Raw genomic sequence first — 26,094 nt, 5'->3', positions numbered from 1 at the left:
GAAGGCCTAACGCGGCATCGTCGTCGCCTGCCGGCGCACCACATGGCACCGCGTCGCCCCGAACTTCGTCGCGCAGAAGCCCGTCTCGTCCGAGCCCTGACGGATCACCGCCCAGCGGTCGCGATCGCACTGATGCCAGTGCTCGCGAAAAGCCCCCCGGTCGTCATAGGCGAACACCGGCGTATCGCCGTCGGTGTAGAACCGCGTCATGCCGGTGAAGCCGCCGAAGCTGGTCTTGCCGTTGACCACGCCGCAGACCCGGCCGCCGCGCATCATCCACACCCCGCCCAGCTCCAGGTCCCGAGACTGCTTCAGCCGCGCCACCAGGGCCGGATGCACCACCGACCAGCGCCGCATGGCCTGCGCCCGCGCCGGTTCCAGCGCCTCGCCCTTGGCCGGCGGCAGCGCGCCCATGGCCCGCTCGAAGCGGATGAAGTCGAAGACGGCGTAGGCCAGGGCGGCCAGCAGGCTCACGGCCAGCGCGGCGCCGAGAATGCGCCAGGCCAGGACGGCGCGCTTGCGGCCCGCATTGGCGTCGGGGACGGGCAGGACGAACGACACGGGCGAGCTCTCCTTGAGGGCAAGGAAAGATTACACATGTAGTTTTATTCTATGCAACCCCGCATCGTCGTCACGCCCTACTGCGCCAACGCCTCGACATGACGGCTCAGCGGCGGCGGGGTGACGCCGTCGACGAACACGCGGGCTTCGCCGCCCGGCACGCGGAAGGGCGGAACGTCCAGGCCGCGCGGGGTCAGGGTCCAGACCGCCAGGATGGTCACCGCTGTCAGGGCCGCGATGGTGACCGTCAGTCCCTCGGCGGCGACCGGTCCGGGTCCGGCCAGCACCCGCACGCGGGCGACCAGCGGGTGGCGGCCGAAGGCGCAGGCCAGCGGCGAGGCGGCCGTGCAGGCGTGGGCCTTCATCAGGGTCTCGGCGTAGCGCTTGCGGGCCTTGGGCGTCAGGGCCACGACGTCGGCGTCGCAGGCGATCTCCTGATCCAGGCGGGCGATGGCCGCGCCCAGGTGGACGAAGGGATTCAGCCAGCCCAGCACCTGGCAGGCGGTGATGATCAGGTTGCCGCGCGGGTCGCCGCGCCGCATGTGGGCCCGCTCGTGGGCCAGAACGAGCTCGCGCTCGGCCGCGTCGAACCGCTTGGCGAAGTCGTGTGGAATGACCAGGCGCGGACAGAAGACGCCCATCACCGCCGGTCCCTCCAGCCCGGCGCGGGCCCGGGCGCGGAAGGCGCGCTCGGCCAGGGCGATCAGGCCGGCCAGGCCGACGACGCCGACGACCCACACCGTCAGCATGGCCACGGCCAGCAGGCGCTCGGGCGGCTGGGCCGCCGCGCCCGCCTTCAGGGCCTCCGACAGGCTGGGGAAGATGCTGACCAGGGCCGCGATCGGCGCCAGGCGCCACAGCTTGTAGACCGCCTCGGGGCCGACCAGGCGGCGCACCGGAACCCGCAGCGCCAGGACCAGCAGCACCCCGGCGGCGGCGGCGAACTGAACGCGCAGCAGGGTCAGGGCCAGCAGATCAACCAGCATCGTCCAGCTCCGCGATCAGCTGTTTCAGCTGCTTGACCTCGTCGGGCGACAGCGAGCGGTGCTTGGCGAAATGCGCCACCAGGGGCGTCAGCCGGCCGTCGAACAACCGGTCGAGCAGGCCCTGGCTCTCGCTCTGCAGATACTCGGCCCGGCTGACGATCGGCACATAGCGCACGCGGCCGTCGATGCGGCGCGACTCGATGGCCTTGCGCTTGAGCAGGCGGTTGATCAGCGTCTTGACCGTGGCCTCGCCCCAGCTCTGCGGGGCGGCGACGGCCTCGAGGATCTCCTCGACGGTCAGAGGGCTCTGGGTCCAGAGCGCCTCCATGACGTGGCTTTCGGCTTGGGTGATGCTCATGACGGCCCGCTACTCTGTTGCGGGAATGATTACGCCCGTAAAAGACATCGTCAAGCGATGCTTGGCGCTCGGGGCCGGGCAGGTAAGAGTGCGACCATGACTCGCCCCCTCTCCCCCTTGCTCGACCACCTCGCCCCCTGCGGCCCGATCGTCGATCCCAAGGCCGCCGAGCGGGCCCACGAGGGCATCGCCCGCCGGGCCGGCGAGAAGCTGGCCACGGTCGACGCCGCCTGGCCGGCCCTGGCCCCGGTGTTCGCCGCCTCGCCGTATCTCGCGGGCCTCGCCCGTCGCGACGGCGCGCGCCTGCCCACGATCCTGGAGAGCGACCCGCAGGCCCGGCTGTCGGACATCCTGGCCGCCGCCGAGGCCGTCGCCGCCGAGCCGGACTTCGAGACCGCCCGCAAAACCCTCCGTGAGCTGAAGGCCGACCTGCACCTGCTGACCGCCCTCGCCGACCTGGGCGGCGTCTGGGACCTGGACGCGGTGACCGGCGCCCTCACCCGCTTCGCCGACGCCAGCCTGCACGCGGCTCTCGCCCAGGCCGCCCGGGTCGAGGTGGCGCGCGGCGCCCTCACCCATGTCGGTGAAGGCCAGGACGGCCCGATCCCGGGCCTCTTCTGCATCGCCATGGGCAAGCACGGCGCCCATGAGCTGAACTATTCCAGCGACATCGATTTTTCGATCTTCTACGCGCCCGAGGCCCTGCCGGTCAGCGAGGGGACCGAGCCGCAAGGGGTCGCCGTGCGCCTGACCCAGCACCTGGGCCGGATGCTGGCCGAGCGCACCGCCGACGGCTACGTCTTCCGCATCGACCTGCGCCTGCGCCCCGACCCCAGTTCGACCCCGCCGGCCATGCCGATCGACGCGGCCTTGGACTACTACGAGAGCGTCGGCCAGAACTGGGAGCGGGCGGCCCACATCAAGGCCCGGATCGCGGCCGGCGACATCGCGCGCGGCGAGGCCTTCCTGGCCGAGCTGCAGCCCTTCATCTGGCGGCGCAACCTCGACTTCGCCGCCATCGCCGACATCCATTCCATCAAGCGCCAGATCCACGCCTACAAGGTGGACGAGCGGCTGGAGGCCAAGGGCGCGGACCTGAAGCTGGGTCGCGGCGGCATCCGCGAGATCGAGTTCTTCGTCCAGACCCAGCAGCTGATCCTCGGCGGTCGCCACCCGGACCTGCGCAGCCCGCGCACCCTGGACGCCTTGGCCGCCCTGCGCGACGCCGGCCACGTGACGCCGGAGGACTGCGCCTATCTGACCGCCGCCTATCACGACCTGCGGGCCCTGGAGCACCGGGCCCAGATGATCGCCGACGACCAGACCCACAAGCTGCCCGAGTCCGACGCCGACCGGAAGAAGGTCGCCGCCCTGTGGGACCACGGCAACCTGCGCAGCTTCGACGCCGCCGTCGGCAAGATGCTGAAGGGCGTCAACCAGCGCTACGGCGCCCTGTTCAAGGGCGAGGAGGAGCTGTCGTCGCGCTTCGGGAGTCTGGTCTTCACCGGCGTCGAGGACGATCCGGAGACCCTGGCCACCCTCAAGCGCATGGGTTTCTCGGCCCCTGATCGCGTCGCCGCCACCATCCGGGGCTGGCACCACGGCCATATCGCCGCCACCCGCACCGAGCGCAGCCGCGAGCTGTTCACGCGCCTGGCCCCCCGCCTGTTGGACGCGGCCAACGCCACGGGCGCGCCGGACGCGGCCTTCAACCGCTTCGCCGACTTCTTCGCTTCGCTCAGTTCGGGCGTGCAGATCCAGTCGCTGTTCCTGGCCCAGCCGCGGCTGTTCGAGCTGGTGGTGCAGGTCATGGCCTTCGCCCCGCGCCTGGCGACCACCCTGGCCCGCCGGCCGACGGCGCTGGACGCCCTGCTGGATCCGGCCTTCTTCGGCCCGATGGAGGTTCCGGCCGACATCCCGTGGGATCCGGCCGAGTTCGAGCCGTCGATGGACGCGGCCCGCCGCCTCTTCCGCGACCAGTCGTTCCGGATCGGGGTGCGGGTGATGAGCGGCACGGCCGACGCCCGCGACGTGGGCCGGGCCTTCGCCGACCTGGGCGACCTGATCGTCGGCGGCCTTGCGCCGGCCGCCCTGGCCGAGGTCGAGCGGCTGGGCGGCGCCTTCCCCGGCCAGGTGGCCGTGGTCGCCCTGGGCAAGGCCGGCTCGCGCGAGATGACCGCCAAGTCCGACCTCGACCTGATGACGCTCTACGCGGCCGACGATGCGGCCGGCGCCTCGGAAATCAAGGGCTGGAGCGCCGACGTCTTCTACGCCCGCTTCACCCAGCGCCTGACCTCGGCCCTGTCGGCCCCGACGGCCGAGGGCACGCTCTACGAGGTGGACCTGAAGCTGCGCCCCTCGGGCAGCAAGGGGCCGGTGGCCGTCAGCTTCACCGCCTTCGAGGACTATTACGAGCGCGAGTCCGAGACCTGGGAGCTCTTGGCCCTGACCCGCGCCCGGGTGATCTGGGCCAGTTCGCCGGACTTCAAGGCGCGGGCCGAGGGCGCGATCGAGGCGGCCCTGCGCCGGCCGCGCGACGTGGCCAAGACCGCCGCCGACGTGCTCGACATGCGCGACCTGATGGAGCGCGAGCGGCCGGGCAAGGGGCCGTGGGACCTCAAGCTCGAACCCGGCGGCCTGGTCGACATCGAGTTCATCGCCCAGTTCCTGCAACTGGCCCACGGACCAGACGGCGGCCCTCTGGCGCAGAACACCGGCGAGGCCCTGTCGGCCCTGATCGCGGCGGGTCTGGCCGACAAGACCTCGCTCAACGCGGCCCTGTCGGCCTGGCGGCTGGAGCAGGACCTGTCGCAGCTGATCAAGGTGGCGCTGGAGGACGGCGGCGATCCGGAGAACGAGCCCAAGGCCTTCCGGGCGCTGCTGGCCCGGGCGGGCCACGTGACCCAGTTCCGCTCGCTGAAGGCCAAGCTGCTGAAGGCCAAGGCCGAGGCGCGGGCGGCGTTCGAGGCGGTGGTGAAGGCGTAGCAAGCTCCTCCCCCGCAAGGCGGGGGAGGTGGTGCGGCGCTATCAGCGCCGTGACGGAGGGGGCGACGGCCGGCACTGAGCCCAGTCTCGCCCCCTCCACCGCTTCGCGGTCCCCCTCCCCCGTTTCACGGGGGAGGAGCAGGTAGGATCAGTACGCCGGCTCGGGCTGTTTCGCGTCGCCCTTCACGAGGGCCAGATAGGCCTCGTCGGTGGTGAAGGGGATCTCCTTCACGTCGATCAGCACGCTCTTGTTGGAGCCGACGATCAGGATCTTGGGCAGGTAGAAGCCCTTGAACGTGTTCTGCACGGCGTAGGGCGTCGCGCCCGGGGCCTGGGGGCCGGTCCAGCCCATGACCTCGATGGCCAGGCCGCCGACGAACTCGTTGTCGCGGACCAGCTGGATGCCGCTGGTGTAGTTCGGCGCCGCGCCCTGGACCTTGACGCTGAAGAAGCCCGGCGTGCGCAGGCCGGTCCAGACGTAGGTCGCCTCGGCGGTGTCGAAAGGTTCGGGACCATAGAAACCCATCACGTGTCTCCTCTGGTTGTTGATCGCCTCGCTGGGCGACGCCCGATCGATACGCGCCCCGGAAAACACAATCTGTGCGCGCATTCACAAGATAACCATTTGAAGCTGTACCATAGCGACCTTTGCGCGAAACGGTCGTGAAAAAGGCGCGCGGCCTCGTAAACCTTGGCCTCGTCCCATACGTATCTTCCAGGCCAAGCCCGGAGACCCCGCGATGCTGATCCGCCACCGCCCTGACCTTACCGAGAACGACGTCACCGACCGGGGCCTCTATCTGCGACGGCGGGAATTCATCGCCGGCGCGGCCGGGCTTGGGCTGGCAGGGCTGGGCGGAGCGGCGGCCGCCGCGCCCCTGGCCTTCACCAAGGGTTTCTCCACCCAGGAAAAGCCGACACCGAAGGACGACGTCACCAGCTACAACAACTTCTACGAATTCGGGGTCGACAAGTCCGACCCCGCCGAAAACGCCGGCAAGCTGAAGACCCGCCCCTGGACCGTCCGCGTCGACGGCGCCTGCGAGGCCCCGCGCACCTTCGACATCGACGAGCTGATCAAGGGCCAGAAGCTGGAGGAGCGCATCTATCGCCTGCGCTGCGTCGAGGGCTGGTCGATGGTCATCCCCTGGGTCGGCTTTCCGCTCAAGGACCTGATCGCGGCGGTCAAACCCACCTCGAAGGCCAAGTTCGTCGCCTTCGAGACCCTGATGCGGCCCTCGGAAATGACCGGCCAGCGCTGGGACGTGCTGCAATGGCCCTATTGCGAGGGCCTGCGCATCGACGAGGCGACCCACCCGCTGGCCCTGATCGCCGTCGGCCTCTACGGCGAGACCCTGCCCAACCAGAACGGCGCGCCGCTGCGGCTGGTCGTGCCGTGGAAGTACGGCTTCAAGAGCATCAAGTCGATCACCCGCATCAGCCTGGTCGAGCGCCAGCCGCCGACGGCCTGGAACCTGTCGGCGCCGCGCGAATACGGCTTCTATTCCAACGTCAATCCGGCCGTGGACCACCCCCGCTGGTCGCAGGCCTCCGAGCGCCGCATCGGCGAGTTCCGGCGTCGTGAGACCCTCGCGTTCAACGGCTATGGCGAGTGGGTGGCGGACCTGTACCGCGGCATGGATCTGAAGAAGTTCTACTGATGGCGCAGCCCCCTCAGTCGCTCCGCGACAGCTCCCCCAGAGGGGGAGCATCTTTTGCGCCGACCAGATCCTCCCCCTCTGGGGGAGGTGGCCCGGAGGGCCGGAGGGGGTCGGCGCGGAAGCCCTCCCGCACCCGCGACAACCTCGTCTACGCCGCCGTCTGGCTGACCTGCGCCGCGCCGCTGGCGTGGCTGGCCTTCCGCGCCTTCACCGGCGACCTGGGGGTCAATCCGATCGAGACCCTGGTGCGGCAGCTGGGCGTCTGGGGCCTGCGGCTGCTGCTGGTCGGCCTGGCGATCACGCCGGCGGCGGTGATCCTGAAGAAGCCGCGCCTGGCGCGCTTTCGTCGCACCATCGGCCTGTTCGCCTTCGCCTACGTCACGCTGCACCTCTCCAGCTACATCGGCGTCGATCTCTTCTTCGACTTCGGCCAGCTGGTGAAGGACATCCTCAAGCGGCCGTTCATCACCCTGGGGATGGCGGCGTTCGCCCTGCTGATCCCGCTGGCGGTGACCTCGACCAACGGCTGGGTGGTGCGGATGGGCCGCGCGGCGTGGAACCGGCTGCACTGGCTGATCTACGTCATCGTGCCCCTGGGCGTGGCCCACTACTACCTGCTGGTGAAGGCGGATCATCGTCCGCCGCTGGTGTACGCGGGCATCCTGGCGGTGCTGCTGGGGTGGCGGGTTTGGCGGAAGGCGACCGCCAAATAGGAACCTCCCCCTATGGGGGAGGCGATCGCGCAGCGATCGGTGGGGGGCGTAGCTTCAACCTCCTCGGAAGCTGAAAACGTCCCCCCTCCGGCCCTCCGGGCCACCTCCCCCAGAGGGGGAGGATCCTGAAAGGCGGGAGCGGCTACTTCACCGCCGTCTTCGCATAGGCCTGCGCCTGCCCCAGCAGCCGCAGCACATTGCCGCTCCAGATCGCCTCCACGTCGGCGTCCGAATAGCCCGCCGCCTTCAGGCGCGCGGTGATCTTGGGCAGGTCGGCCACGTCCTCGAAGCCTTCCACCCCGCCGCCGCCGTCCCAGTCGGCGCCGACGCAGACGGCCTTGGCGCCGCCGATCTTCAGGACGTGGGTCATGCTGTCCATGAAGATGTCGAAGTTGGCGCGGATCGGCGGGTACTGCTTGTCCAGCTCGCCGCGCTTCTTGGCGTAGGCCACGACCTCGGCCTGGGTCGCCTCGTCGCGCGGCGGCTTGCCCAGGGCTTCCAGGGCGGCCTTGCGCTCGGCGCTGGGCGGGGCGGCCTTCAGATAGACCGAGTTGATGCAGATCGCCCCGCCGCTGTCGGCGATGCGCTTGATGTGGGCGTCGTCGAGATTGCGCGGATGATCGAAGACGGCCTTGGCGCCCGAGTGCGAGGCGATGATCGGAACCTTCGACAGGGCCACGGCCTGGTCGACCACGTCGTCGGAGGCGTGGCTGACGTCGATCAGGATCCCCAGGCGGTTGGCCTCAGCGATCCAGCGCAGGCCCAGCGGCGAGAAGCCGTTCCAGATCTTGCCCTTGGGATCGGTCGAGCTGTCGGCGAACTGGTTGTTGCGGAAGTGCACCGGCCCGGCCATGCGCACGCCGGTCTTGTAGAAGGTCTGCAGCAGGGTCAGGTCTTCGCCGATCGGCCAGCTGTTCTCGATGCTCTGGAAGACGAACTTCTTGCCGGCCTTGTTGATGCGGACGGCGTCTTCGGGCGTGTAGGCCAGCTCGAACTTGTCGGAATGGGCCGCCACCATCTCGCGGATCTCGGTCGCCCGGGTCAGGGCGAAGTCGCGGGCGTAGCGATAGCCCTCGGCGGTCAGGTCGCCCTGGCCGGTGTAGATGACGAAGAACCCGCCATCGAGGCCCCCGTCGTTCATTCGCGGCAGGTCCACCTGGGTGAAGTCCTGCCCCACCGTGTGACGGTCGGTCATGCTCCAGCCGGGGCGCGAGAAGTGCTCGGGCGTGTCGAGGTGGGTGTCCAGCGTCAGGATGCGCTCGTGCAGGGCCCGATCGGCTTTCGAGACTTCGCTCTTGCCCCCCTCATTCTTGGGCGCGTCGGCGGCGTTGGCGGAAGCGCCCAGCAGGGCGGTCGAGGCGAGCAGGACTGACAGCAGGCGACGCATGGGACACTCCGGAACAGCTGATCCGGTCAAGCTCGGGGGCGCCGCGCCCGGCGTCAAGGATATTAGATTTTCTTCGCGCCCACTTTTCGCGGGTGAGCGTCAGATCAGCCCCAGCGCCTTGAAGCTGGCCACGCCGTCGCGGCCGACCACCAGGTGGTCGTGCACGACGATGCTGAGCGCCTTGCCGGCGGTGATGATCTGCTTGGTCATCTCGATGTCGGGCCGCGAGGGCGTGGGGTCGCCGCTGGGGTGGTTGTGCAGCAGGATGATGTTGGAGCTGGCCAGCTCCAGCGCCCGGCGCATCACCTCGCGCGGATAGACCGGGGCGTGGTCGACCGTGCCGTGGTTCATCACCTCGTCGGCGATCAGCTGGTTTTTCTTGTCGAGGAACAGCACCCGGAACTGCTCGCGGGACTCGTTGGCCAGGGCGACGCGCACATAGCCCAGCAGCGCCGTCCACGACGAGATCACCGGCCGCTTGGCGATGGTCTCGCGGCCGGCGCGCAAGGTCGCCTCGTGCAGGATCTTCAGCTCGACGGCGGCGGTCTCGCCCACGCCGGAGACGGTCTTCAGCTCCTCGACGCTGGCCCCCAGCACCCCGGCGAACGAGCCGAACCTGGCCAGCAGGGCCTTGGCCAGCGGTTTGACGTCGCCGCGCGGCAGGCTGCGGAAGAGATAGAGTTCGAGCAGTTCGTAGTCGGGCAGCGCGGCCAGGCCCGCGGCCCTGGCCCGCTCCCGCAGGCGCTCGCGATGGCCGGTCTGGTGCGCCAGCGCGGTTTTAGCCGGCGCTCTGGGCGCGCGCGGCGCGGCCTCCGACACCTTCAAGGACTTGCCGCTAACCATCGCACCCCCTTGCGAGGGAAGGATTAGAGCTTAGCAATCTGGAGTTGTCGAGAGGGCGTCATTCGCCCCCGCATCAACAGCCGTCATCCCGGCCGAACGCCCGCGAAAGCGGGCGGCAGAGCCGGGACCCATGGGCCGCCGCACCGCATCGGCGACCGCCCGGGTGGACGACCTCGCCGCCGAGCCCAGTCCCCTGGGTCCCGGATAAGCCCTGCGGGCTTTCCGGGATGACGACCTCTAGGATCTAGGGAAGCGAAATCAGAACGCCGGAACCACCGCGCCCTTGTACTTCTCGGCCAGGAACGCCTTCACCTCGGGCGAAGTCAGAGCCTTGGCCAGCTTCTGCACGCGCGGATCGCTGGCGTTGTCCGGACGGGCGACCAGGAAGTTCACATAGGGGCTGGTCTTGTCCTCGATCAGCAGGGCGTCCTTGGACGGGTCGAGCTTGGCGTCCAGCGCGTAGTTGGTGTTGATCACCGCCAGGTCGACCTGGTTCAGCACCCGCGGCAGGGTCGCCGATTCCAGCTCCTTGAACTTCAGGTTCTTGGGGTTGGCGGTGATGTCCTTCAGGGTCGAGACGGGGTTCTTGAGATCCTTCAGGGTGATCAGGCCGTTGCGGGCCAGCAGCAGCAGGGCGCGGCCGCCGTTGCTGGGCTCGTTGGGGATGGCCACGGTCGCGCCGGCCGGCAGGTCGGCGATGGCCTTGATCTTCGAGGAATAGGCGCCCAGCGGCTCGATGTGCACGCCGGCGACCTTCACCAGGCCCCAGCCGTGGTCGGCGTTGACGGTGTCGAGATAGGGACCGGTCTGGAAGTAGTTCACGTCCAGATGCTTCTCGGCCAGCTGGGTGTTGGGCTGGACGTAGTCGTTGAACACCTTGACGTCGATCTTCAGGCCTTCGGCCGCCAGTTTCGGCTTGATGAACTCCAGCACCTCGGCGTGCGGCACGGCGGTGGCGCCGACCACCAGGGTGTCGGCGGCCGACGGCGCGGGCTGGCGGCTGCAGGCGGCCAGCAGGGCGAGAGCGGCGAGGCTGAGGAGGGCGGCGCGGCGGGCGACCATGAACGGCTCCGGTAAGTCGATAATTCCGGATGGGTATTGCGCGAAAACGCCGCCGGGGCGGAATCAGTTTTCCTGAGGCGGGGAAGAGGGTGACGTGGCTGGCGCGGCGGCAGCTTGACTATGGGTTGCGAACCGGCGTCTCGCAGTCATAAGTACGGCCGATGAATACGCCCCGCCTTTACGCCATCGCCATTATCGCCACGATGGCGATGGCCAGCGCCGCCCTAGCCGTGGAAGGCCCTGTGCGCATCGCGCGGGACATGCAGACGGTGCGGATCGGCGAGGACAACTACCCCATCGACTGGGCCGAAGGTCCGGTTCTGGATGAGGTGACCCGAGCGCTGCAGGGCGGCATGACCTTCAATAAGCTGACGACCACGGTCACCGACTGCGACACCGGCTTTTCCATGCCGACCAGCACCACCAGCCACCACGCCGGCAAGATCTATGGCGGGGTCTGCACGCTGTCGACGGAGGGCGTCACCCAGCGCGCGCTGGTCTGCCACGACGCCATGGTGGGCGACGTCGCTGTCGAAGGCGCCCGGGACGCCGTCGGCACGATGCTGGAGCGACGCCGCCTGATCGAACTGACCGTGCGGCGCTGCTTCGGAACCTGACAGTCCTCAGGCCTCGTTGGCCGGATCCTCGGGTCCCTGGATCGTCCAGTTCGACACGAAGTCGGGGTTCTCCAGCACCTCGCCATTGGCCAGGGTGTAGGTGCCCGGCTGGGCGGCCTGGATGTTCGAGGTCTGGGGCGGCAGCAGATAGGTGTCGCCGTCGTCCTCCTCGCCCAGCAGGTCGACCAATATGCCCTCGTCGGCCTCGGCCGACAGGATGACGCCGTGGAACTGCTCGACCGCTTCGATCTCGCCGTCGGCGTCGAGGAAGGTCAGGCCCACCAGGATGGTCTTGCCCGGCATGGTTTGCGCCATGGCCTCGTCCCAGTGCTCGGGCGGCGGGGCGGGAAGGATGATGTCGTCGCTCATATTGGGGGTTTTAGGCGCCCGGAACGGCCGCCGCAATCACCCCAGCCGCTTGGCGCGCGTGATGTTCAGCGGCCCGTAGCCGGCGGCGGCGAAGAAGGCCTGGGCGTCCGCGTTGTCGGCCCAGGCGTCGAGGACCACGCTGGCCAGCCCCGCCGCGCGGGCCTCTTCCTCGATAGACGCCAGCAGGGCCGAGGCGACGCCCTGGCGGCGAACCGCCGGATCCACCGACAGGTGATGCAGGTAGAGCCGCCGGCGGGCCAGGGCGAACGGCGTCTCGGGCCGGTCCTGGACCTCGGCCCAGGCATAGCCGACCGTCGCGCCGTCCAAGGCCGCCACCCGCAGGCGATGGCTCGGCTGATCGAGAAGCCCGCGCAGTAAGGCGGCCAGCTCGACCGGATCCACCTTCGGCTTGAAGACCTCGGGCGACAGCGCCGCGTGCAGGGCCTGGACCACGGCGTTCAGCGCGACCAGGGCCGGGATGTCGTCTTCGACGGCGGGCCTGATCGCAAGCGCGCTCACCGGTGCGAGACCCGCCGCACCACCGCGTCGCCGACCATCTGCAGCACCTGCACCAGGATCAGCAGCACCACCACGGTCACCACCATGACGTCGGTCTGGAAGCGCTGGTAGCCGAAGCGGATGGCAAGGTCGCCGAGGCCCCCGGCCCCGACCACCCCGGCCATGGCGGTGTAGGAGACCAGCGCGATGGCCGTCACCGTCGCCCCGGCGATGATCCCGGGCATCGCTTCTGGAAGCAGCGCGCCCAGCACCACCTGCCGGCGCGAACCGCCCAGCGCGAAGCTGGCCTCGACCACGCCCTTGTCGACTTCGCGCAGGGCGGTCTCGACCAGGCGGGCGTAGAACGGCGCGGCGCCCACCACCAGCGGCGGGATGGCCCCGGCCACGCCCAGCGAGGTGCCGACCAGCAGCACGGTCAGCGGGATCATCACGATCAGCAGGATCACGAACGGCACCGAGCGCAGGATGTTGACCAGCAGGCCCAGCACCGTATGGGCGGCCTTGTTCTCCAGCATCTGGCCCTTGCCGGTCAGGAACAGGATCACGCCCAGCGGCAGGCCCAGGATCACGGTCAGGGCCATCGAGCCGCCGAGCATGGTCAGGGTGTCGAGCGTGGCGAAGCCGATGTCGCTCCAGTCTATGTTGGCGAACAGGCTCATCGGGCGTCCTCCAGGCGATCCACGCGCACGTCGGCGGCCTCGAAGCGGGCGATGGCGGCCTCGATGTCGCCGCCGGTCAAAGCCAGGGTCAGTTGGCCGTAGGGGGCGTCGCGCAGCTTGTGGATGCGGCCGCCGAGGATCGAGTAGTCGACGCCGGTCTCGCGGGCCACCGCGCCCAGCACCGGCTTGTAGGTGGCCTCGCCCTTGAAGGTCAGCCGCACCAGCACCCCGGCCGGCAGGGCGACCTCGGAGGCCTCCTCCGCCTCGCCGACGAAGCGGCGGGCCGTGCCGCTGGCCGGATGCAGGAACACCTCCTCGACCGGCCCTTCCTCGACCACCCGGCCGGCCTCCAGCACCGCCACCCGGTCGCAGACGCGGCGCACCACGTCCATCTCGTGGGTGATCAGCACGATGGTGAGGCCAAGCTCGCGATTGAGGTCGGAGATCAGGGCCAGGATCTGCTCGGTGGTCTCCGGATCCAGCGCGCTGGTGGCCTCGTCGCACAGCAGGATCTTGGGGCCGGTGGCCAGGGCGCGGGCGATGCCGACCCGCTGCTTCTGGCCGCCCGACAGCTGGGCCGGATATTTCGTGGCGTGGTCCGACAGCCCCACCCGCGCCAGCAGCTCGGCCGTGCGGGCCTTGATCTCGGCGGGCGCACGGCCGGCCAGCTTCAGCGGGAAGGCGACGTTCTGCTCGACGGTCTTGGACGACAGCAGGTTGAAGTGCTGGAAGATCATCCCCACCCGCCGGCGCAGCGCCCGCAGGCCGGCGACGTCCAGCGCGGCCACGTCGTCGCCGTCGACCACCACCTTGCCGCCGGTGGGCAGCTCCAGGCCGTTGATCAGGCGGATCAGGGTCGACTTGCCGGCCCCCGAGGCGCCGATGACCCCGAACACCTCGCCCTGGGCGACCTCCAGCGAGGCCTCGCGCAGGGCCGCATGACCAGATGCGCCGCGCGAGGCGGCGTAGGTCTTGGAGACGGAGTCGAAACGGATCACCGGCGGTTGGTCCTTACTGGGCGGCGGCGGGCGCCGCGGCGCGCGGCGGGGCGTTCTTGACGTAGCGGTCCATCCAGTCGGTCATCTCCCACAGGGTATGCATCACCGACTCCCGGGCGCGATAGCCGTGGGCCTCGTAGGGCAGCACGGTGTAGCGCACGGTGGCCCCCGCCCCCTTCAGCGCGGCGTAGAAACGCTCGCTCTGGATCGGGAAGGTGCCGGAATTGTCGTCCGCCTGGCCGTGGATCAGCAGGATCGGCTCGTTGATCTGCTTGACGTAGGTGAACGGGCTCATCTTCGTATAGGTGTCGGTCGCCTGCCAGTAGGTGCGCTGCTCCGACTGGAAGCCGAACGGCGTCAGGGTGCGGTTGTAGGCGCCCGAGCGGGCGATGCCGGCCCGGAAGAGATCGGTGTGGGCCAAGAGGTTGGCGGTCATGAACGCGCCGTAGCTGTGGCCGCCCACGGCGATGCGGTCGCGGTCGGCGACGCCCATGGCCACCACCGCGTCAACGGCGGCCTTGGCGTCGGCGGTCAGTTGCTCGACATAGGTGTCGTTGGGTTCGGCCCCGTCCTTACCGATGATCGGCATGCCCGGACCGTCCAGCACCGCATAGCCCTGGGTCAGCAGGAACAGCGGGCTGGCGCCGCCCGGACGGGTGAAGCGGTTGCCCGCGTCCACCGTCTGGCCGGCCACCGAGGCGTCGGTGAACTCTTCGGGATAGGCCCACATCAGCATCGGCAGCGGGCCGTCCTTGGCCTTGTCGTAGCCGGCCGGCAGATAGAGGTCGCCCGACAGCTTCACCCCGTCGGGGCGGCTGTAGGTGATGGTCTGCTTGGTGACGCCGGCGAACTGCGGGGCGCGGTCGGCGAAGCTGGTCAGGGCCTTGCCGTTACCGCCCTTCAGCGGCTTGACGAAGTAGTTGGGAACCTCGTCCTTGCTCTCGCGGCGGGTGATCAGGGTCTTGCCGGCCTCGTCGGCCAGGGCGACCGGCGCCTCGTAGTACGGGGCCTTGGCCTGCCACAGGCGCGCGGTTTTGCCGTCGGCCAGGTTCATGACGCCGACGAACGGATACTCGCCCTTGGCCGTGGCCCCGGCGCCGGTGACGAACACGCCCTTGCCGTCAGGGGTGAAGTGCAGCACCGCCTCGCCCTGGGCGTTGCGGCGGCTGACCGCGTCGCCCGGATCGCCGTAGCGGTCCTGGTAGTTGCGCTCCAGCAGCAGGCGGCCCGCGCCCGGCTTGGACGGATCGACCGCCAGGCGCTTTTCCTTGCGGTTGTCGAACCAGCGGCTGGTGACCAGGGCGAAGTCCCCGCGGCCCCAGTCGATGCCGGCATAGCGAAGGTCGAGGTCGATCAGGGTGGCCGGGGCGGCGTCGAACGGCGCGGCCTGCATCAGCACCCGGTCGTGGATCTCGACCTTCTTCTTCGGATCGCCGCCGTCCTGGGCCTCGGCCCAGACCAGGGTGGCCGGCGCGTCGGCGCGCCACTCGGCGCTGCGCGGACCGGCGACCACCGCGTCGAAGGCCGACGAGAGGTTATCGGCCAGCGGGCGGTCGGCCAGGGTCTTGACCAGTTTGCCGTCGGTCGCGTCCAGCACCTGGATCTGCGTGGGGAAGCGGCTGGCCGGCACGAGGTAGCTGTAGGGACGCTTCAGGCGGGTGACCAAAAGGTAGCGGCCGTCGGGCGACGCAGAGAAGCCGTTGATCACGCCGGGCGCGCCCACCGGGGTCGCCGCGCCGTCGGCCAGGGCCACGCGGGTCAGCTGGCTGGTGAAGTAGTGGTCGAACAGCGCCTCGTCATGGGCGTCGGCCAGCAGGTCCTGATAGGTGCGGATGGCGGCGGTGCGGCCGGCGGCCTGCTGCACGATCGGGCCTTCCGGGGCGGCTGGTTCGGCGGGGGCCGCGCCACGACCGGCCGGGATCTGGCGGACCAGGAAGCCGCTGTCGTCGGGCAGCCAGTCGTAGCCGGCCCCGAAGGCGGCGTTCAGCACCGGGCCGGTCAGCTTGCGCGCCGTGGCCGTCTTCAGGTCGGCGACCCACAGCTCCAGGCCCGTGGGAGCCTCCATCACGAAGGCCAGGTTCTGGCCGTTCGTCGACCAGCGGGTCTCGATGAAGCGCGCGCCGTCCGGCAGGGCGACCTTGCGCACCGCGCCGGTCTTCACGTCCTCGAACGACAGGCTGTTCATCCAGGTGGTGCGGGCCTCGATCGGGCCGTTGGTGCGCGGGTTCAGGCGATAGCCGCCCAGGCGCAGGATCGGGTCGGCCACGGCCCGGATCGGCGGCAGGTTCTCTCGGCCCAGTATGGCCAGGGTCTTGCGCTCGGGGCTCAGGGTCACGCCGGGCGTCGGAGCGGCGTCGAGGATCTGGGCGATCGGCGCCGGCGGCGTGCGATAGGCCTCGCCGGCCAGGGCGGACCCGCCGCCGATCAGGGCCGCCAGGACGGCGGTGGAAGCCAGGGCCGCGGCGCGGCGACGGAAACGCGTATCGAACATGAAGCCCCCGGAACTCTCAGGAAGGGGCAGCAATAGGCGTACGAACGGCTCAGGTGAACGAAAAATCGAGCCTGACTGGCATATCGGCGATCGTTCCTGCCCGTCAGTTCCGTCCCGAGGCGCCCGCCGGCAGAGTCAGGCGATAGACCAGGATGACGCTGTCGTTGTCGCCCGCGCCGGCGCCCTTGTCGTTGGTCAGGCCGGCGTCGAAGGTCTGGCCGTTGACGTGGCCGTCGGCGGTGGCGAAGTCGTTGTCGTTGCCGACCAGCAGGAAGACGTCGTTCGGCGCGGCCGGATCGAGCGCCGGGGCCAGCGCCATGGCCTCCCACTTCTCCGACAGGCTGAAGCGGTCGGACGGCGCGGTCGACAGGTTCATGCCGAACTTCGCCAGCTGGACGGGATTGAGCAGATTGACCAGCTCGGCCTGGCGCACAGGCGTCAGGCCGGCGACCAGCGCCCCGTCCTTGGCCAGCGACGTCGCGGCCTGTTCGTAGGGCGTTCCGGCGAGATTGGTCGCGCCGTCGGTGTCGACCAGCAGCACGCTCTTGAACACCGGCGCCTTGGTCGAGCCCTTGCCCCGGCCGTTGGCGTCGCGCGACAGCACCAGGAACTGGTGGTCGTTCAGGGCCAGCATCTCCGACTGGGCGGCGGTGACGTTGGCGGGCTGACCGTCGCCGGCCTCGCGCACCGTCGGCAGTTGCAGCACGTAGTGGCCGATCGGCGCGGCGGGCGTGCGGGTCTTGCTGATGTCGTAGACCAGAACGCGGGTGTTGTTGCGGGCGGCGGCGCTGGCCCCGGCGCTGTCCTGCATCGTGGCGCTCTGCAGGATGGCGATCAGGCGCTTGCCGTCGGGGCTGACCGCCAGGGCCTCCAGGCCCTGGTTGTTGCGCCGCCCCGTGGCGGGGGCGCTCTCGGCGGTGAAGTCCGCCTGGCCGTCGCGCGTCGGCAGCAGGGCCGGCGGAGCCTGGACCGCGCCGATCTGGCGGCCCGAGGCGTCGAACAGATAGATCCCCGCCGCGTACTCGTCGGAGACGTAGAACGACCCGTCCGGCAGGTAGGCCACGGCCTCGGAGTCGAGACTGATCTTGCCCGCGCCCTCCCCCGCCTCGGGCGAGGGATAGCGGATGTCCTTGCGGGTCAGCACGTTGGACCCCGGGTCCTTGCCGGTGAACGGCTGGCCGGTCTGGTCCTTCAGCAGGAAGCCGCCCGTGGGCGTGATCGTCAGCTTGCCGTCGGCCAGGGTGATGCGATGGGCGTGCAGGCGGTTGGCGTAGTCGAGCGTGCCGGCCACCGAGCCGACGCCGTTGGGACCGCGGTCCGGCAGGGTCAGCAGTTCGCCCTCGTAGGTCCCGTCCGGCAGGCGCCGCCACGACCGCAGGGCCATGCCGGAGAACGAGCCCAGGGTGTCGCCCTTGAAGTCCCGCGTCGCCGCGTCCAGCCGACCCACCGCGACCAGGCCGTGATTGACGAAGGTCCGCCCCTCGAAGACGACGGTCTCGTCGCCGGCCGCCTCGCTCCAGTGCTTGACCACATGGGTCTGGGATTGGGCGTGAGCGGCGCCGGCGAGGGTCGCGGCGGCCAGGGTCTGGGCGGCGAGGGCCAGCAGGATCGAACGGCGCATCGTGATGTTCCCGGGGTCGATCGGCGGACGGCCCCGAGCCGCCCGCCGTTGAGAGGTCTGCGTCAGGCGACGGGGCTTAGAAGTCGAAGCCGATCGTCGCGAAGATCTGGCGCGGCGCCGACGAGTGGAACACCACGATGCTGCCGGTCGCATCGTCCGGCGCGAACACGCTGCTGTCGAAGTTCGAGGCGTAGCGCTTGTTGGTCAGGTTGGTGACGTTCAGCGCCACCTTCGCGCCCTTCACGAAGCCTTCCTCGCTGAAGCGATAGCCCAGGCCCAGGTCGAAGGTGGTGTAGGCGCCGAAGCTCTGGTCGTTGGTGTAGGTGTAGTAGCGGCGGCCGGTGTACTTGCCCTGCAGCGAGGCCGAGAAGCCGCCGCGCTTGAAGCTGACCACGCTGGAGAACATCTCCTTGGGCGTGTCGACCTGCTGCTTGCCGGCCGTCTTCTTGACCACGCAGGTGGTCGTGCACCAGTTCAGGTCCTCGTCGTAGGTGGACTCGTTGTACGAGGCCGAGTTGTACCAGTTCAGCCACGACAGCGGCTTCCACAGCACCCCGATCTCGGCGCCCTTGCTGGTGACGCTGCCGGCGTTGTGGAAGGAGTTGCCGCAGCCGGGGTTCTGCTGCTGGTTGGTCGGGCAGGGATTGTACTGCAGCAGGCGGTTGTCGAAATCGACCTCATAGGCCGACACCGAGACCTGCAGCGCCTCGCCCACATAGCGATAGCCGACGTCGACGCTCTTGGAGGTCTCGGGCTTCAGGTACTTGCCCTGGGCGTCCCAGACGGTCTGCGACACCGACTGCGGGCCCAGTTTGAAGCCGCCCTGGAACATGGCCATGTTCTCGGCGTAGCTGGCGAACACCTCGTGCCCGGGGGCGATCCGCCAGCGGGCGCCGGCTTCCGGCAGGAAGCTGTCCGAAGCCTTCAGCGAGCCGGTCGCGAACTGGGTCGAGGCCGCCGCGGCGGTCTTGGCGATGCCCGGCAGGGCCGTGGCGTTCGACTTGGCGTTGGTGCTCTTGAAGCCGAAGTCGATGCTCAGCGCGTCGTCCAGCAGGGTGATGGTGTCCTGCACGTAGAACTGCTGGGTGTTCCAGTCGGTCTTCTGCACCCACTGGGCGGTGTCCGGGCGGCCCTTCAGGTACTGGGCCAGGTCGATGGGGCCGGTGACGGTGGTCCAGATGTAGCGCGCGGCGCTGCTGGTGTTCTGCTCCAGCCAGAGGCCGGCCTGCAGGTGGTTGAAGCCGTAGGTCCAGGCGAGGTTCGCCACCACGCCGTCGCGGTCGATGGTGTAGCGGGTGTCGCGGATCTGCACCGGCAGGTCGTCGGCCGTCGAGGTCGTGCCCTGGTTCGACAGGCCGGTGATGAAGTTGTTCCCGGCGCCCTTGTTCTCGTGCTTGTAGACCTGCGCGTGGGCCTTGAGGCTCGAGGTGATGTCGAAGTCGCCGGCGATGTAGAACAGATTGTCGTCGCGCAGGATCTGGCCGTTGGTGAAGGTCACGTCCGACAGCTTCTCGGGCGAGGTCGAGGTCACGCACTTGGAGGCCAGCGACGCCACCGAGCAGGCGGCGCGGGAGACGTAGGCGTCCCAGTTGGGCGCGTAGCCGGCCCAGTCCCAGCCCAGGCGGCTCTGCATGTCCTTCGACAGATAGGCGTCGTCGGCCTGGTTGGTGCGCGAGATGTCGGCGAAGGCCGTCAGCTGGCCGCGCTCGCCCTGGTAGGTGAGCTTGCCGTTGAACTGCTTGCCGGTGGAGGTGTTGTAGGCGGCCTGGTTCACGAACAGGTCCTGCTCGCTGTACTGGCCCGAGACGTAGGCCGACCAGCCGTTGTGCTCGCCGGTGTCGAAGCGGATGAAGGTGCGGGCGGTGTCCTCGCTGCCGAAGCTCTGGCTGACCGACAGGCCCATCTGCTTCTTCGGGTCGCTGGACACGTAGATCAGCGCGCCGCCGAGATTGCTGGTCGAGGGGATCGAGAGGCCGGCGATGCCGGTCGCCAGGTCGGCGCGGCCCAGGTTTTCCGAGATCAGCGCCCGGCTGATCGTCAGGCCGTTATAGTTGTTGTAGGCGCCGTCGCCGAGCGGCATGCCGTCCAGCGTGTAGCCCAGGTGGGTGGTGTTGAAGCCGCGCACCTGCAGGGTCAGCGACTGCTCGTTGACGCCCAGGGCGTCGATCGACTGGGCGCTGACGCCGGGAAGGAAGTTCAGGGCCTTCTGCACGCTGGTGCCGGGCGGCAGGACTTCCAGGCTGGCCGGCGTCAGGGTGGTGACCGAGCGGGTCTGGCCGGCGCCGACGACGATGACGCCGTCCAGTTCGCTGCTGTCGGCCGCCGCCGGAGCGGCGTCGGCTGCGGGGACGTCGGCCGCATGCGCCTGGGCGGCGAGCATGAGACAGGCGGCGATCGCGATCGCGCTAGCGGACCGTTGCAGCATCTAGGCATCCCCCGTGACGGCGCCGCCACGAGACTCGTGCCCCCAGCGCCGTTTGTTTTCAGCGCCGCGTCTATTTCACAGGTTGATGACACTTTTTCCGCAACAGCCCCTGCTGCGGGAAAAGTGGGCCGGGCCCGGCCTCTACTTCCGCACCACCTGGCCGCCCTTCATCACGAACACCGGATGCTCCAGCACGGTGACGTCGGCCAGCGGGTCGCCCGAGACGGCGATCAGGTCGGCGTAGTGGCCGGGGGTCGCCTGGCCGACGTCCTTCTCGCGACCCAGGGCCTGGGCGGCGTTGACCGTGGCGGCCTGGATCGCCTGCAGGGGCGTGGCGCCATAGCGGACCATGACGGCGAACTGCCGGGCGTTGTCGCCGTGCGGATAGACCCCGGCGTCGGTGCCGTAGATCATCTTCACCCCGGCCTTCAGGGCCTTGCGGAAGTTCTCGCGCTGGACCTCGGCGATGTCGCGGTCCTTGCGCAGATTGTCCTCCAGCACGCCGTTCTTGGCGCCCTCGGCCTGGGTGTAGTCGGTGTTGTAGATGTCCATCGAGAACCAGGCGCCCTTCTGGACGGCCAGCTTGATGCCCTCGTCATCGACCAGGCTGGCGTGCTCGATGGTGTCGATGCCGGCGCGGATGGCGTCCTTGATGCCGGCCGCGCCGTGGGCGTGGGCGGCGACCTTCAGGCCGGCCATGTGGGCCTCGTCGGCCACGGCGGTCATCTCGGCCAGGGTCAGCTGCTGCTGGCCCGGCTCGTCGCCATGCGAGAACACCCCGCCGGTGGCGCAGATCTTGATCACCTGGGCGCCGTACTTCTTCAGGGTCCGCACCGCCTTGCGGGCTTGGTCGGGGCTGTCGATGTTGTAGGGAGCCTTCTGGTCCATCGAGGGCGGGAAGAAGGTGCTGTCGCAGTGCCCGCCGGTGGCCCCGATGGCGTAGGTGGCCGTCACCACGCGCGGCCCGGGCACGATGCCCTCGTCGATCGCCTCGCGCAGGCCCACGTCGTTGAAGCGGTCGGCGCCGACGTTGCGCACGGTGGTGAAGCCGGCGTTCAGCGTGGCCTTGGCGTTGGCGGTCTGGGTCACGCTCCAGAAGGCGTCGCTGAACTGCAGGGAATTGTAGCCGCCATAGACGGGCGAGGCGTCCAGGTGCACGTGCATGTCGATCAGGCCCGGCAGCAGGGTCGCGCCCGGCAGGTCGACGGTCTCGGCGCCCTGCGGGATGGCCACTTCGCCCGCCTTGCCGACGGCGGTGATCCGGCCGCCGACCACCAGCACCACCGGGTTCTCGACATAGCGCCCGCTGGCGACGTCGAGCAGCCGCGCGGCGGTGACGACCTTGGTCTCGGCCGCCTGGGCGAGGCCCGCGCTCAGCGCCAGGGCGATCGCCAGGGTCGAAATCTTCAGTCCACGCATCCGGTCGCCTCGCTGATTTGCGAAACCGACGCTAGAGCGTGGCCTTGACCGTGGAAAGGGCGACCGCGCGTTGCGGCCGCCCCTTTTTCGTCACGCCTTGAAGAAGGCCAGCAGGTCGGGGTTCACGATCTCCGGGTGAGTCGTGCACATGCCGTGCGGCAGGCCCTTGTAGGTCTTCAGCTCGCCCTTCTTGAGCAGCTTGGCCGAAAGCGGAGCGCTGTCGGCGTAGGGCACGATCTGGTCGTCGTCGCCGTGCATCACCAGCACCGGCACATCGACCTTCTTGAGGTCTTCGGTGAAGTCGGTCTCGGAGAAGGCCTTGATGCAGTCGTAGTGGGCCTTGATCCCACCGGCCATGCCCTGGCGCCACCAGTTCCAGATCACGCCCTGGTCGACCTTCGCACCCGGACGGTTGTAGCCGTAGAACGGGCCGGCCGGCACGTCGAAGAAGAACTGGGCGCGGTTGGCGGCGGTGGCGGCGCGGAAGCCGTCGAACACCTCCAGCGGCAGGCCGCCCGGGTTCTTGTCGCTCTTGACCATGATCGGCGGCACCGCGCCGATCAGCACGGCCTTGGCCACGCGGCCCGGCTTGGCGCGGGCGACGTAGTGGATCACCTCGCCGCCGCCGGTCGAGTGGCCGACGTGGATGGCGTTCTTCAGGTCGAGGTGGTCGGTCAGGGCCGCGACGTCGGCGGCGTAGGTGTCCATCTCGTTGCCGTCGTCGGTCTGGGTCGAGCGGCCATGGCCCCGGCGATCGTGGGCGATCACCCGGTAGCCCTTGGCGTAGAAGAACATCATCTGGTTGTCCCAGTCGTCGGCGCTCAGCGGCCAGCCGTGGTGGAACACGATCGGCTGGGCGGTCTTGGGACCCCAGTCCTTGTAGTAGATCTGCACGCCGTCCTTGGTCGTGACGTAACCGCTGCTCATGGTCATGGCTCCATGGGAGGAAAGAGGCGCGGCCGTGGCCGCGGCGAAGGGCGGCGCGAGCGCGAAGGCCGCCAGGCCAAGGCCCGCGGTCAGCACGTCGCGGCGGGAGGCGCCGTCGTCGGTGGAAGGATTGGTCATCGGTCGCCCCTCTGGATCGAACAGTCGGGACGGCGTGTCGTCGCCTCCCCGAACGAGGCGCACAGTGGCCCACGGCCCGGGAGCGGGCTTGAACATATCGGGCGACGCCTGGGACGAACGCGCTTCGACGTCGACTTGCCGATCGAGCGCTGCTCGGCCACGATCGGCCCATGCGTGAAGCCTACGAACCCGCGTCCGATTTCCTGAAGGCGGTCATCGCCGAGACCGCCCCGCTCCTGGGCGATGCGACGGCGGAGGAAAACCTGCGCCGGGTCGTCGATCTGACGGGCGACGCCGACGCGTCGAACCGCGACTGGGCGGTCTTCCTGCTGGCCCAGGCGGAGATCGACACCCCCGCCGTGCGCGAGGCGCTGTTGCAGGCTGCGCGGCATGACGACGACGGGGTCGTCCGGGCCGAGGCGATGCTGGGTCTGGCGCAACGCGATACGGGTCTCGCCCTGCCCTTGGTGCGGGAAGCGCTGGCCGGCGAGGCCGCAGCCCTGCCGCTGTTCGAGGCGGCCGCGCTCTGCGCCCATCCCTCGCTGATCGCGGATCTGAAGGTCTGGGCCGAGCCGTCCGACGAGCCCTATATCGACCAGCTCGCCGCCGAAGCGCTGGCGGCCTGCGAGGCGGCCGCCTAGGCGCCCCCTACTCCACCCGGGGCAGCACCAGGGCCACCCGCAGGCCGGGGCCCATGCCGTTGTATTCGCCCGGCCCCTCGGCCAGTTCCAGACGGCCGCCGTGCGAGGCGGCCACCGCCTGCACCAGCGACAGGCCAAGGCCCGCCCCCGGCTCGCTGCGGCTGTTCTCCAGGCGCACGAAGCGCTGGACGACGCGGGCGCGGTCGGCCTCGGGCACGCCGGGGCCGGTGTCGGTGACCGAGAACTCCAGTTCGCCCGACGAGCGCCGGCGCAGGCGCATCATGATCGCCCCGCCCTCGGGCGTGTACTTGATGGCGTTGTCGAGCAGGTTGGCCAGGGCCTGGGCGATGAACTCGCGATTGCCCCGCAAGCTGAGGGCCGGCGTGACCTCGGACTTGAAGTCCAGCCCCTTGTCCTCGCACGACAGCTCGTAGAGCTCGGACATGTCGGTCGCCAGTTCGCTGGCGTCGAAGGGCTTCTGGTCGGGGGCCTGGCCGGCGGCCTGCAGGCGGGCGATGGCCAGCACGGCGTTGAAGGTCTTGAGCACGCCGTCGGCGTCCATCAGCGCCGTCTCCAGCGCCGCCACCGGATCGCCCTTGCCGTTCTCGGCGTCGATCAGGGCCACCTCCATGCGGGCGCGCAGGCGGGTCAGGGGACTGCGCAGGTCGTGGGCGATGGCGTCGCCGGCGTGGCGCAGGCCGCCCATCAGGCGCTCGATGCGGTCGAGCATGTCGTTCAGGCCCTCGGCGAGTTCGTCATACTCGTCGCGGGTGCCGCGCAGCTTGGCGCGGGCGTGCAGGTCGCCCGAGCGCACGGCGTTCACGACGTCCACCAGGCCCTGCATGCTGCGGCTGACGTTGCGGCTGATCAGCACCCCGCCGGCCAAGCCAAGGATGATGACCAGCGCGCCGGCGCCCCACAGGGCCCGGACGATCTTCATCACATAGCCCTGGGACTCGGCGACATCGGCCCCGACGAACAGGATCTCGCCGCCGCTCAATCGCTCCTGCACCCCGCGCGCCGAGCGCCGCACGGTGGCGCCGTCGAGGTCGGTCTCGGTCAGGGTGAAGGTGCGCCAGGTCGGCCCCGTGCCGGTGAAGTCGTCGATCGGCGACTCCTCGATCGAGCCGGTGATCCGCTTGCCGTCCTTGCCGGCCAGGTAATAGAGGAACGGCCGCTCGCCGATCGCCCGCTCGACCAGGGTCTGGTTCAGGGCGTTGACCCCGCCCTGGCGATAGGCCGCCTCCAGGCTCTCCATCTCGCGGGTGATCTCGGCGTCGGCGCGGCGGTCCACCTCGCCGGCGGTGGCGATGTAGATATAGCCGAGGAAGGCCGTCGCCGCGGCCGCGAACAGGGCCAGGAACAGCAGGGTCAGCCTGAACGGCGTGGATCGGACGAGGCGCGGCAGGCGCATGGCTTCAGGTCTTCTTGCCGATCAGAACGTCGAGGTCGCGCCGGCCATCCAGGACCCGCAGCACCTCGACGCCGCCCGATATCGGACGATAAACGATGATCCACGGCTTGACGCTGTGAACGCGCGCGCCGCGGCGTGTGGCCCGGCCAAGGTGCGGAAAAGCCGCCAGGTTTGGCAAGGCCGCCTCCAGTCTCCTCAGCACCGACGCCGCAACCGAAAGTCCGTTGTCGGCGGCGACTTGACGAAAGATGTCGCGAAGGTCCGCCTCAGCCTTGGCCGTGGTGACGAAACGCGGCGGCACGGTGGACGGGTCAGGCCTTGCGCTGGACTTGAAGAAACCGCGAGGTTTCCTCTGCGATCAGCTTTTCCACGTCGAGCACCGAGCGCTCACCGTCCTGGGCGTCCGCCTCCGCGACGAGCACTTCCAGCGCATCGCCATTGCGCGACAGCCACGCGTCCAGATCCGCTCCGGAAAGCTCCGGATCAACGGGAGCGCCTTTCGCAACGGGCTTGGACGGCTTGTTCATGGCGCTCAGCCTAACACGGGTCCGGCAGGCCGCCTACGGATCGAGCCGGTAGCCCGCCCCGCGCACGGTCTGCAGCATGGCCCGGTCGAACCCCTTGTCGATCTTGCTGCGCAGGCGGGAGATGTGCACGTCGATGACGTTGGTCTGCGGGTCGAAGTGGTATTCCCACACCTTCTCCAGCAGCATGGTGCGGGTCACCGACTGGCCGGCGTGGCGCATCATGAATTCCAGAAGCTGGAACTCCCGGGGCTGGAGATCGATCTCCTTGCCCTGGCGATGGACCGTGCGGTTGATGAGGTTCATCTCGAGCTCGCCGACCTTCAGGGTCGTGGCCACCGCGCCCGTCTCGCGGCGGCGCGACAGGGCCTCGACGCGGGCGATCAACTCGGGGAAGGCATAGGGCTTGACCAGATAGTCGTCGGCGCCGGCCTTCAAGCCGTCGACCCGGTCGCCCACCTCGCCCAGGGCCGACAGGAACAGCACCGGCGTCTGGTCGCCCTCGCGGCGCAGGGTCGAGACCACCTCGACGCCGTTCTTCTTGGGCATCATCCGGTCGACGATCAGCACGTCGAAGCCGCCCTTGCCGGCCTCGGTCAGGCCCGCCTCGCCATCCGGCGCGTGGACGCATTGATAGCCGGCCTCGGTCAGGCCGTGGGACATGGCGGCGGCGGCCTCCAGATCGTCCTCGATGATCAGAATACGCATCAGCCAACCCCTCGTGCGCCGTCCGGATGGAGAAACAACCCACGTTCTCCCGATTCTGTCGACCGGAG

Annotated in this window: 25 protein-coding genes; 5 read left to right on the top strand and 20 right to left on the bottom strand. The window is 69.5% G+C overall.

What is annotated here, in order from left to right; genetic code table 11:
* Window positions 1-6: 6 nt before the first annotated feature.
* The 3 genes from AC07NG_RS05120 to AC07NG_RS05110 form a co-directional block, all read right to left on the bottom strand.
* Entirely contained in the window at window positions 7-561 is a 555-nt protein-coding gene (locus AC07NG_RS05120) for a hypothetical protein (protein ID WP_494592604.1), read from the bottom strand.
* A 77-nt stretch (window positions 562-638) separates the two neighbouring features.
* Window positions 639-1,547, bottom strand: a complete 909-nt coding sequence (locus tag AC07NG_RS05115) for a M56 family metallopeptidase (RefSeq protein ID WP_487288000.1) — start codon at window positions 1,545-1,547, stop codon at window positions 639-641.
* Window positions 1,537-1,905 (bottom strand): BlaI/MecI/CopY family transcriptional regulator, encoded by a 369-nt coding sequence (locus AC07NG_RS05110; RefSeq protein WP_110120712.1) that lies wholly within the window; start codon window positions 1,903-1,905, stop codon window positions 1,537-1,539. Before AC07NG_RS05110 ends, AC07NG_RS05115 begins: the two co-directional genes overlap by 11 nt.
* A 96-nt stretch (window positions 1,906-2,001) precedes the next feature.
* Between AC07NG_RS05110 and AC07NG_RS05105 the strand changes: the two genes are divergently transcribed.
* Complete coding sequence (locus tag AC07NG_RS05105) at window positions 2,002-4,890, top strand: bifunctional [glutamine synthetase] adenylyltransferase/[glutamine synthetase]-adenylyl-L-tyrosine phosphorylase (protein WP_494592603.1); 2,889 nt, start codon at window positions 2,002-2,004, stop codon at window positions 4,888-4,890.
* Between the two features lie 148 nt (window positions 4,891-5,038).
* On the opposite strand, the gene AC07NG_RS05100 is transcribed toward AC07NG_RS05105, so the two are convergent.
* Window positions 5,039-5,416 carry a hypothetical protein gene (locus tag AC07NG_RS05100; protein ID WP_494592602.1) on the bottom strand — a complete coding sequence of 126 codons (378 nt, stop codon included), beginning with the start codon at window positions 5,414-5,416 and terminating at the stop codon, window positions 5,039-5,041.
* A 214-nt stretch (window positions 5,417-5,630) separates the two neighbouring features.
* Between AC07NG_RS05100 and msrP the strand changes: the two genes are divergently transcribed.
* A complete protein-coding gene (gene msrP, locus AC07NG_RS05095; protein ID WP_494592601.1) occupies window positions 5,631-6,551 on the top strand; it encodes a protein-methionine-sulfoxide reductase catalytic subunit MsrP in 921 nt (306 codons plus the stop codon).
* Window positions 6,551-7,264 carry a protein-methionine-sulfoxide reductase heme-binding subunit MsrQ gene (msrQ, locus tag AC07NG_RS05090; protein WP_494592600.1) on the top strand — a complete coding sequence of 238 codons (714 nt, stop codon included), beginning with the start codon at window positions 6,551-6,553 and terminating at the stop codon, window positions 7,262-7,264. Before msrP ends, msrQ begins: the two co-directional genes overlap by 1 nt.
* Before the next feature lie 142 nt (window positions 7,265-7,406).
* Here msrQ and AC07NG_RS05085 read toward each other — a convergent pair whose 3' ends face one another.
* The 3 genes from AC07NG_RS05085 to AC07NG_RS05075 all read right to left on the bottom strand — a co-directional run bounded on the left by AC07NG_RS05085 (window position 7,407) and on the right by AC07NG_RS05075 (window position 10,556).
* The gene (locus tag AC07NG_RS05085; RefSeq protein WP_494592599.1) at window positions 7,407-8,651 is read right to left on the bottom strand and encodes a dipeptidase; all 1,245 of its coding nucleotides are present in this window, start codon (window positions 8,649-8,651) and stop codon (window positions 7,407-7,409) included.
* Between the two features lie 99 nt (window positions 8,652-8,750).
* Complete coding sequence (gene radC, locus AC07NG_RS05080) at window positions 8,751-9,494, bottom strand: RadC family protein (protein WP_494592598.1); 744 nt, start codon at window positions 9,492-9,494, stop codon at window positions 8,751-8,753.
* Between the two features lie 258 nt (window positions 9,495-9,752).
* Window positions 9,753-10,556, bottom strand: a complete 804-nt coding sequence (locus tag AC07NG_RS05075) for a MetQ/NlpA family ABC transporter substrate-binding protein (protein ID WP_492853797.1) — start codon at window positions 10,554-10,556, stop codon at window positions 9,753-9,755.
* A 161-nt stretch (window positions 10,557-10,717) separates the two neighbouring features.
* On the opposite strand from AC07NG_RS05075, the gene AC07NG_RS05070 reads away from it, so the two are divergent.
* A complete protein-coding gene (locus AC07NG_RS05070; protein ID WP_494592597.1) occupies window positions 10,718-11,173 on the top strand; it encodes a hypothetical protein in 456 nt (151 codons plus the stop codon).
* Window positions 11,174-11,179: 6 nt separating this feature from the next.
* Here AC07NG_RS05070 and AC07NG_RS05065 read toward each other — a convergent pair whose 3' ends face one another.
* The 9 genes from AC07NG_RS05065 to AC07NG_RS05025 all read right to left on the bottom strand — a co-directional run bounded on the left by AC07NG_RS05065 (window position 11,180) and on the right by AC07NG_RS05025 (window position 22,601).
* Entirely contained in the window at window positions 11,180-11,542 is a 363-nt protein-coding gene (locus AC07NG_RS05065) for a hypothetical protein (protein WP_494592596.1), read from the bottom strand.
* Window positions 11,543-11,578: 36 nt separating this feature from the next.
* On the bottom strand, window positions 11,579-12,061 hold the full coding sequence (locus AC07NG_RS05060; protein WP_494592595.1) for a GNAT family N-acetyltransferase: 483 nt from the start codon (window positions 12,059-12,061) through the stop codon (window positions 11,579-11,581).
* Window positions 12,058-12,720: a methionine ABC transporter permease gene (locus AC07NG_RS05055; RefSeq protein WP_487287991.1), complete on the bottom strand. Its 663-nt coding sequence runs from the start codon at window positions 12,718-12,720 to the stop codon at window positions 12,058-12,060. The genes AC07NG_RS05060 and AC07NG_RS05055 overlap by 4 nt, the downstream gene beginning before the upstream one ends.
* Window positions 12,717-13,718 carry a methionine ABC transporter ATP-binding protein gene (locus AC07NG_RS05050; protein ID WP_492853802.1) on the bottom strand — a complete coding sequence of 334 codons (1,002 nt, stop codon included), beginning with the start codon at window positions 13,716-13,718 and terminating at the stop codon, window positions 12,717-12,719. The genes AC07NG_RS05055 and AC07NG_RS05050 overlap by 4 nt, the downstream gene beginning before the upstream one ends.
* A gap of 13 nt (window positions 13,719-13,731) precedes the next feature.
* Window positions 13,732-16,209, bottom strand: a complete 2,478-nt coding sequence (locus AC07NG_RS05045) for a S9 family peptidase (RefSeq protein WP_494592594.1) — start codon at window positions 16,207-16,209, stop codon at window positions 13,732-13,734.
* Between the two features lie 103 nt (window positions 16,210-16,312).
* Entirely contained in the window at window positions 16,313-17,830 is a 1,518-nt protein-coding gene (locus AC07NG_RS05040) for an esterase-like activity of phytase family protein (protein ID WP_494592593.1), read from the bottom strand.
* Between the two features lie 76 nt (window positions 17,831-17,906).
* Window positions 17,907-20,255, bottom strand: a complete 2,349-nt coding sequence (locus AC07NG_RS05035) for a TonB-dependent receptor (RefSeq protein WP_494592592.1) — start codon at window positions 20,253-20,255, stop codon at window positions 17,907-17,909.
* 141 nt (window positions 20,256-20,396) lie between these two features.
* Window positions 20,397-21,674, bottom strand: a complete 1,278-nt coding sequence (locus AC07NG_RS05030) for a Xaa-Pro dipeptidase (RefSeq protein WP_494592591.1) — start codon at window positions 21,672-21,674, stop codon at window positions 20,397-20,399.
* A 90-nt stretch (window positions 21,675-21,764) separates the two neighbouring features.
* Window positions 21,765-22,601, bottom strand: coding sequence for an alpha/beta fold hydrolase (locus AC07NG_RS05025; protein ID WP_487288178.1), 837 nt, complete (start codon window positions 22,599-22,601; stop codon window positions 21,765-21,767).
* A 308-nt stretch (window positions 22,602-22,909) separates the two neighbouring features.
* On the opposite strand from AC07NG_RS05025, the gene AC07NG_RS05020 reads away from it, so the two are divergent.
* Window positions 22,910-23,380 carry a hypothetical protein gene (locus tag AC07NG_RS05020; RefSeq protein ID WP_494592590.1) on the top strand — a complete coding sequence of 157 codons (471 nt, stop codon included), beginning with the start codon at window positions 22,910-22,912 and terminating at the stop codon, window positions 23,378-23,380.
* A gap of 7 nt (window positions 23,381-23,387) precedes the next feature.
* On the opposite strand, the gene AC07NG_RS05015 is transcribed toward AC07NG_RS05020, so the two are convergent.
* From AC07NG_RS05015 to AC07NG_RS05000, 4 genes are read right to left on the bottom strand one after another with little or no spacing between them, the layout of a single operon-like run.
* The gene (locus AC07NG_RS05015) at window positions 23,388-24,794 is read right to left on the bottom strand and encodes a sensor histidine kinase (RefSeq protein WP_492853808.1); all 1,407 of its coding nucleotides are present in this window, start codon (window positions 24,792-24,794) and stop codon (window positions 23,388-23,390) included.
* A 4-nt stretch (window positions 24,795-24,798) separates the two neighbouring features.
* A complete protein-coding gene (locus AC07NG_RS05010) occupies window positions 24,799-25,095 on the bottom strand; it encodes a type II toxin-antitoxin system RelE/ParE family toxin (protein ID WP_494592589.1) in 297 nt (98 codons plus the stop codon).
* Between the two features lie 10 nt (window positions 25,096-25,105).
* A complete protein-coding gene (locus AC07NG_RS05005; RefSeq protein ID WP_492853810.1) occupies window positions 25,106-25,321 on the bottom strand; it encodes a hypothetical protein in 216 nt (71 codons plus the stop codon).
* Between the two features lie 33 nt (window positions 25,322-25,354).
* On the bottom strand, window positions 25,355-26,026 hold the full coding sequence (locus tag AC07NG_RS05000) for a response regulator transcription factor (protein WP_487287981.1): 672 nt from the start codon (window positions 26,024-26,026) through the stop codon (window positions 25,355-25,357).
* Window positions 26,027-26,094 lie beyond the last annotated feature (68 nt).

Source organism: Caulobacter sp. GW821-FHT10C03 (assembly GCF_059415485.1).
Note: the sequence above shows the minus strand (reverse complement) of the source record. Positions and strands in the feature narration are given on the sequence as shown.